Below are 7636 nucleotides of genomic sequence, written 5' to 3'. Positions count from 1 at the left end.
CGTTATAGCTGGTCATTTGATGGCTTAGAATTTGGTAAAAGCACGCCAGTGCATATGAAGCATAACCAACGTTTAAGAGTTATTTTACAAAACGATACCATGATGACGCACCCTATGCATCTGCATGGTATGTGGAGTGATTTAGAAAACGAGCAAGGTGATGTGCAAGTGCGACGTCATACAATACCTGTTCAACCCGCACAAAGAATCAGCTTTTTAACCACCCCTCACGATGTAGGGCGCTGGGCTTGGCATTGCCATTTATTATTCCATATGGATGCCGGCATGTTTAGAGAGGTAGTCGTATCATGAAACAATTAAAACTATCTAAATCATTTAGTTTATTAATGTTAACTGGGGCTTCATTAATTAGTTTCCCTTTATTAGCGCAAAGTGAAATGGCACAAATGAATAGCGCTAAGATGCAACCACAAGGAGGAAGTGCACCTAAAGATGCAAGAGACCCCCATGCTTACTCTGCGGGAACAACTTTAACAGAAGGCCCATATGCGCTTGAGGGCAATGAGCGATTAACACTCGCTGATGAGCATCCATTTTACGCATTACTAGGCGATCGTCTTGAATATAACGAGCAAGCAAACGCAGGTGTATTTGACTTACAAGCATGGTACGGCACTACCTTTGATCGATTGGTAATTAAAACCGAGGGTGATTTCAGCGAAGGAAGTATTGAAGAAAACCAAACCGATATTTTATGGGGTCACGCCGTATCAGCATATTGGGATACTCAAGCAGGTGTTCGTCTTGATTACAATAAAGAAGGTGAAAATCGGCAATGGTTGGCTTTTGGCTTACAAGGTTTAGCCCCTTATTGGTTTGAACTTGATATGACAGCATACGTAGGTGAGCGAGGCAATACCGCATTTACGTTAGAGGCAGAGTACGAACTACTACTCACGCAAAAGCTAATTATACAACCGCGAGCCGAAATTACACTTTATGGCAAAAACGATAAACAAAACGAGCTTGGAAGTGGCCTATCAAGCAGCGCGATTGGCTTTAGGGTTCGTTATGAATTTACACGCCAGTTTGCGCCCTATATTGGCGTTGAATGGAGCAATAAATTTGGCAATACCGCCGACTATGCCACATCAAGTGGACAAAGTAGCAACAACACCGCATTTGTTGCGGGTATTAAATTTTGGTTTTAATCATTTTAAATAAGAGGTAATTATGAAGTTTTTTAACTCTGCAGTAGCCATTTTAGGTTTAGTGCTTACATTTTCCGCATCAGCGCATATATCACTCAAGCAATCAATACCTGCACAAGAAGCCATGTTAATGCAAGGACCAGAGGAACTTTCGTTAATTTTTAGTGGTGAAGTAAGGCTAGCAAAAGTCATCATCAAAGATGAAAAAAATAAAACAATAAACTTTGATTTCAAACCCAGCGCCACCCCAAGCACAGACTTTAATTGGTCATTACCGAGCCTAGCCCAAGGCACTTACACGGTTAAATGGACAGCACTGGGTGGTGATGGACATAAAATGACTGGCACGTTTAGATTTATGGTACATAAAAATGAATCGCATAAGATGATGCAAGAACAATCTAATACCCACAGCAAACATAATCATTAAGTAGCAACATCATGCAATTAAGTGAATGGTCAGTGCTCTTACTATTATTAAAACTAGCAAGCTATATAGCAATTGTAGGGCTTGCGGGCACTTTATTAATGCGCTTTATGTGTGGCAACAGCAATGTTGCAGGGCATCACTTAATTAGCTTTCATCAGTTCTTAAAACGTTGGCAAATTACGTGTGTAGTTACAGGTAGTATTGCTGCACTTTTACAAGTACCTATAGAAGCTGGAGCAATGGCTGAATCAGGCTTTATGGGAATGTTTGACCCCTTTATGCTTGAAATTGTTTGGCAATCAGTCATAGGTGACCAAGCAAGGTTTAGAATACCAGCGCTTATTATTGCTCTAATTAGCGCATGTATGTGGAATGTGGAATCAGATGATAACGTAGCAGGTTATAAAAACGGTGCCGTTATACTAATCATGCTTGGGTTTATCGCTTATAGCTTCACTTTTACTGGGCACAGTGCAAACGAAAATGGGTTAGTGAAAAGTATTTTAACCTTTCACCTTATTGCCATTGCGAGCTGGTTAGGGTCATTGTGGCCGCTTTACAAAAGCTGCACTTTACTACCTACCAGTGAAGTAAAGCGGTTAATGCATTACTTTGGTCAACTCGCTATTGTTATTGTATTTGTACTACTTATTTCGGGCTTAACTCTGCTCCTGCAGTACCTAGAGTCATTTTCTGCATTGTTTACATCAGATTATGGGCAACTAATTTTATTAAAGCTGTTACTCGTCAGCGCGATGCTGCTCCTAGGTGCATGGCATAAGCTTTTTTTAGTCCCGCAAATCACTCAACAACACCATATAAGTATATTAAAACGCTCGATTACTGTTGAAATAGTAATTGCCCTGTTTGTACTTATTACAACAAGTGTATTTACCACACTTGTTGGTCCGCCTATTTAACGATTAATAAAAAGGGAAACGTATGTTAATTAAATCCTTTAATTTAAAAATTTTATTGCTACTAATTTTTAGCACTGTTAGTTCTTTTACTGTTAGTGCACATGACGATGAAAAATATTCAAAAAAAGGCAAGGCCTTTGTCAATGTTGATAGCGAGGCTGCAAAAACAGTCAGCCTATTTCATGCATCTCTAAAACAAGGCAATCGCGAAGCTGCACGTAAATTACTGGCCGACGATGTCATCATTTTTGAAGGCGGAAGTGTTGAGCGTTCTGCAGATGAATACGCGAAACATCATATGATAGCGGATATGAAATTCTTAAGTGCTGTTAATAGTGAACTACTAGAGCATCAAGTTTACACAAATGGAGACATAGCTTACTCAATTTCAAGAAGTAAAACTCAAGGAAAGTACAAAGGAAAAGATATTAAGTCTATGGGAATGGAATCAATCACATTAAAAAACACCGATACAGGTTGGAAAATCACTCATATTCATTGGTCAAATTAAGGAGTTAACAATGCGAGTAATCTACATTACCTCAGCGTTATTTTTATCATTAACTATGTCATTTTCGGCGATAAGTATCGAAAAACAACATAAAGCATTAATAACTTATGAGAATTCAGAAAAACCTAAAATTGAGCTTACCGTTTATAAAAGTAAAAATTGTGGATGTTGTAATAAGTGGATTGCTCATTTGAGCGAAAACAATATTCAAACAAAAGCAATTAACGTCAATGACATGGGGACGATTAAATCTCAGTATCAAATAAAACCAAATATGCGGTCATGCCATACAGCCGTTTCAGCCGATGGATTTGTATTTGAAGGTCATGTTCCCGCCAAACATATAAAACAGTTTTTAGCTGAACAACATCCTGAAAAGACGATAGGGCTCTCTGTTCCCGCTATGCCTGCTGGTACGCCAGGTATGGAAATGGGCGATCGCTTTTATAAATATAATATTGAAATGCTTACGCACGATTTACAGCAAAATACTTATAAGCATATTAGCAAATACGCTGAGCAGTTTTAACACTTATGGCACAACTCTTGATGTAATAATAAACATTGATTCAATGATTAAATATATAGTGGGTTTACGCCTAATAACCTGTAAGAATTACCCATTGGTATAAATGATATACAAAGTAAATGATAGAAAGGAGCCATCTAATGTCGCAGTATTTAAAGTTTTTCTTAATGATAGCCACATCAACATTAGTCATGTTTGTACTGATGTATTTGAATACTTATCAGCTAAGTCATGTTTTTTTTAGTGAAACTCGCACTTATATGGCGCTTTATATGGGAGCCATGATGGCAGTGATAATGCTACTTTTCATGCTCAATATGTATAAAGATAAAAAGAAAAATATAACAGTACTCATTGCTAGTGTTACCGTATTTGCGGGAAGTTTATTTTTAGTTCGATCACAAGCGACTGTTGATGATAGCTCATGGATGTCGGCGATGATCCCACATCATTCAATTGCAATACTCACCAGTGAAAGGGCAAAAATCAAAGATAAGCGAGTCCAAGAGCTTGCAACAAATATTATTGAGGCACAGCGTCGTGAGATTAAAGAAATGCAGTGGTTACTAAAGGATATAGAGAAAAATGGCCTAGCAGAAACTCAGGAGCAAGCACAATCTAGGACCGTACCGGATTTTAATGCTAAGTAAAATTTTATACCAATACATAAAAGGGAGCTAAACATGAGTAAATCAGCCCAACTTTTTAGAATGGCCACAGATGAGCATATTTGCCCGTTTGGTTTAAAATCAAAAGACCTACTAGAGCGAGAGGGATATACAGTTGATGATCAGCTATTAACTTCTCGAGAGCAAACAGATGAATTTAAAAAACAACACAGTGTAGAAACTACACCTCAAACATTTATTGATAATAAACGTATAGGTGGCTATGACGACTTACGCGATTACTTTGATAAGCCAAAAGCTGGGCAAGAAGGTACAACTTACACGCCCGTGATTGCGATTTTTTCGGTTAGTTTTTTGCTTAGTGTGGCATTTAGTTTTGCAGCGAATAATAGCTTATTATCAATGCAAACCGCTGAACTATTTGTAGCCCTAACAATGGCAGTGTTAGCAATACAAAAGCTTCAAGACTTATTTAGCTTTACTAATTCATTTATAACCTATGACTTAGTCGCTATGAAAGTAGTCAGGTACGCCTATGTTTACCCATTTTTAGAAGCATTTGTTGGCATTGGAATGATAGCCGGATTACCAGCCTATATTATTGCCCCTATTTCATTGTTCATAGGTGGGGTTGGTGCTGTTTCAGTGATAAAAGCAGTCTATATAGATAAACGAGAGTTAAAATGTGCGTGTGTAGGCGGTGACAGTAACGTACCACTAGGGTTTATCTCCCTAACAGAAAACCTGTTTATGATCGCTGCCGGTATTTGGATGTTTATTAAGTAAACAACAGCTTTAATTTAAAAACATAATGGTGTACTAGTCAAGTTGTACCAGCTCATATCTGATCTTACAGTTTAAGTGAATACGTTTAGACTTCATCAGGCAGACTGCTATGAGCGAATTGCAGACGGTCGAATTAGTTGCCTTCTCCTAGCTTGCAAGGTAGCCTGTAAAGCATTCATAAAAACATGGACGCACTATGAAAGCTTTCTTTTTCATTTTTCTATTTGTCTTTTCTATTAGCTGTCTCGCTGTTGTAAAAAGGCATGATATTCCCCCTGAGAATTATGTGTCGAAAGAAGCTCCTAACTTCTTAGTGGATATGCCTCATGAAGGGCATGGCGCTTTAATTAACCCAAGGTGGGTTGTAACTGTCGCGCATACCATTTTTTATAATTATATTGGTAAAAGTTTAAGGATTGGATCAAATACATATCAAATTGAAAAAGTGTACATACATCCTGAATTTGAAAAACCTAGCGAAAGTTTGTTGAAAGGAAATTTAGCGCCTTTAATGAGTTTTTTTAAAGCAAGAAGTGATATTGCATTAATCAAATTAACTTCGCCTGTGAGCGATGTATTACCGATTACTCTTTACACAAACACAAAAGAACAAGGAAAAACAGTTACAGTTTTTGGTAGAGGTGCCACAGGTAATGGGCTTATTGGCGAAGAGTCTGAGACTAAATCTTTGAAACAGCTGAATCACTTCCAAAATATTATCGAAAATGCAGAAACTAATTGGCTGACATTCAGGTTTGATAAGGCACCTAATGGATTACCTCTAGAGGGAATGCACGCTTCAGGTGATAGTGGTGGAGCCTCTGTCATTTATCAGGGTGGTATACCCTTTCTTGTAGGGCTTTCAAGTTGGCAATTAGCGCATGGCGATATTTCTGATTTTAAGGGTGGGTTATATGGTACAACTGCATATCAAGTGAGAATTTCCAATTATAGTAAGTGGATTAAGGATGTATTAGCTAGCGAACCAAAAACTGTCAATTAGCGTCTGTTTTGGGACTGTAATGAAGTTCGACCTAGAGCGAGAAGCGGACGGTCGTTTAAGCTCGTTCTTGGACAATTTTGAGTTACATAGGTTGTTAAATTAACTCAGTTAGAATTAGGTGATGTATTGAATAAGCGGCTCGCCACGGCGGACTTTCTGGCAGTGTGGATGATGTGCAACGCAAGCAAACTCTGTTGGTTATGACGGGTTTCATAGGGTAAGCTAGTACATAACCTACTGACTGAGAAATATTTATGGACACAATAAAGAGCAAAGCTAGAAGGCAACCTCCATACAAATCCATTTGGTTTTGGGTGTTGCCATTTTTCACTCTAATTGTAGTGTTGACATTGGTCTCTATGGCTCAAAATGTCTCTGGCTTCTCTGAGGGGCTAAAACATACATTAGAAACCTATCGGATACCGCTGGCTTCTGTTGTTTTTTGTGTTACGACATTAATTCAATGGTTGATAGCTCACAACTCAAATAAGCCATCCGAATTAGAGGAGCAGCAAGTAATAAATAGACACCTTAGAGATGAGTATGATGTTAGTGAGCGTCTTTTAATTAAGCAGTTTGGTAAATTATCCTCTGACCGTGCATTTACTTTTATTTCAACAGATGACTTGCCAGCAATTCACTCAAAGGTGTATGCGGAAGACCGTCTAATTAAACGTGGTAAACTAAGTGTCTGTGATGAAGCGATACGAGCCATTGACTACTACTTTCGGAATACCGAAAGGCTACTAGAAGAAGCTCTAAACCTATTGCAAAACGAAGAAGCCAAAGAAACGCCGAACAGGCACATCAAAGAAAGTCTGATCATCCAGCTAATTCAGTATTTAAATCAATGTGCACTAACACTGCATTATGAAATTGGGATGAGGGTGATTAATTTGGATAGCTCAGATATAAATACCTACCGAGATGCTTTTTTCGAAACACTCCATCTAACAAACTTCTTAGGTGGAGAGTTATCCCCCATAGTGAATCAAGTGGTTGAAACCCCATCAACTGAAAAATCCAACTCACAAGAGGATATACTGAACATGTTTGTTGCTGCCCATGAAATAGCGGAGAGTTTAGTGACCAGTAGTGAAGGGGCTACATTTGGTGGCCTGTATAGAAGCATCCAGCTAAGGTCGATCATCAAACAAGCGCAGGGTTCTCCTTTATACCTATTAGCTTGTCAGGTTATTCAAGATATTGTTCTTGAACCACTACTAGGCGAAAGCGATAAAATAGGCGCTGTGGAGGTTGATGACAACTATCCAAAATATGACATATACAACCAAGCTGGAGAGAAGAAGCTAACTCTCGGTTACAAAGAGGTAGATGAGAACACTCTTACCCTCATCCTGAGCGGTGAAGGTGAGAACATAAAAACAACTGTAAGGTTTGTCGATTCGGAAAAGAAAAGGTTCGAAGTAGATAGGGACATGGGGGGGCGCTTTACCCTTGAGTGTAAAAAAGCTATTAACCGGCACTTAGTTATTGAATAGCTATCAACTTGACGGACTGCAGTGGATGAGTAAGTTTGACCATATAGCTAGAGTTTTTGTCATAAGGTAAAGTAAGTCAAATACTAAACTGAATGCTGTGTAGAAAAACTAACGTAAAACACAATGGAGTAGAAAAGAGTTGGACTGCCGAGCT

General features: G+C 38.6%; 10 protein-coding genes. All 10 read left to right on the top strand.

Translation table 11 applies throughout. The features are described from left to right. On the top strand, positions 1-312 hold a 312-nt coding region (locus B4F91_RS05670), incomplete at its 5' end, for a multicopper oxidase domain-containing protein (RefSeq protein WP_288635418.1). Next, on the top strand, positions 309-1172 hold the full coding sequence (locus B4F91_RS05665) for a copper resistance protein B (RefSeq protein ID WP_055011431.1): 864 nt from the start codon (positions 309-311) through the stop codon (positions 1170-1172). The genes B4F91_RS05670 and B4F91_RS05665, both read left to right, overlap by 4 nt. Before the next feature lie 22 nt (positions 1173-1194). Beyond that, a complete protein-coding gene (locus tag B4F91_RS05660; RefSeq protein ID WP_004588802.1) occupies positions 1195-1602 on the top strand; it encodes a copper resistance CopC family protein in 408 nt (135 codons plus the stop codon). 11 nt (positions 1603-1613) lie between these two features. Then, complete coding sequence (locus B4F91_RS05655) at positions 1614-2522, top strand: copper resistance D family protein (RefSeq protein ID WP_024032685.1); 909 nt, start codon at positions 1614-1616, stop codon at positions 2520-2522. 22 nt (positions 2523-2544) lie between these two features. Continuing rightward, the gene (locus B4F91_RS05650) at positions 2545-3033 is read left to right on the top strand and encodes a YybH family protein (protein ID WP_008109928.1); all 489 of its coding nucleotides are present in this window, start codon (positions 2545-2547) and stop codon (positions 3031-3033) included. 10 nt (positions 3034-3043) lie between these two features. Then, positions 3044-3562 (top strand): DUF411 domain-containing protein, encoded by a 519-nt coding sequence (locus tag B4F91_RS05645; RefSeq protein WP_004588799.1) that lies wholly within the window; start codon positions 3044-3046, stop codon positions 3560-3562. Between the two features lie 140 nt (positions 3563-3702). Then, positions 3703-4212: a DUF305 domain-containing protein gene (locus B4F91_RS05640; RefSeq protein ID WP_024032683.1), complete on the top strand. Its 510-nt coding sequence runs from the start codon at positions 3703-3705 to the stop codon at positions 4210-4212. 33 nt (positions 4213-4245) lie between these two features. Continuing rightward, positions 4246-4977, top strand: a complete 732-nt coding sequence (locus B4F91_RS05635) for a MauE/DoxX family redox-associated membrane protein (protein WP_055018909.1) — start codon at positions 4246-4248, stop codon at positions 4975-4977. A 196-nt stretch (positions 4978-5173) separates the two neighbouring features. After that, the gene (locus B4F91_RS05630) at positions 5174-5980 is read left to right on the top strand and encodes a S1 family peptidase (RefSeq protein WP_055018908.1); all 807 of its coding nucleotides are present in this window, start codon (positions 5174-5176) and stop codon (positions 5978-5980) included. Between the two features lie 254 nt (positions 5981-6234). Then, a complete protein-coding gene (locus B4F91_RS05625; RefSeq protein ID WP_064386707.1) occupies positions 6235-7482 on the top strand; it encodes a hypothetical protein in 1248 nt (415 codons plus the stop codon). The last annotated feature ends 154 nt before the right edge of the window (positions 7483-7636 follow it).

The organism is Pseudoalteromonas sp. UBA6610 (assembly GCF_002433295.1).
Lineage (GTDB): Bacteria > Pseudomonadota > Gammaproteobacteria > Enterobacterales > Alteromonadaceae > Pseudoalteromonas > Pseudoalteromonas atlantica.
This window is presented reverse-complemented; position numbering and strand designations above follow the sequence as displayed.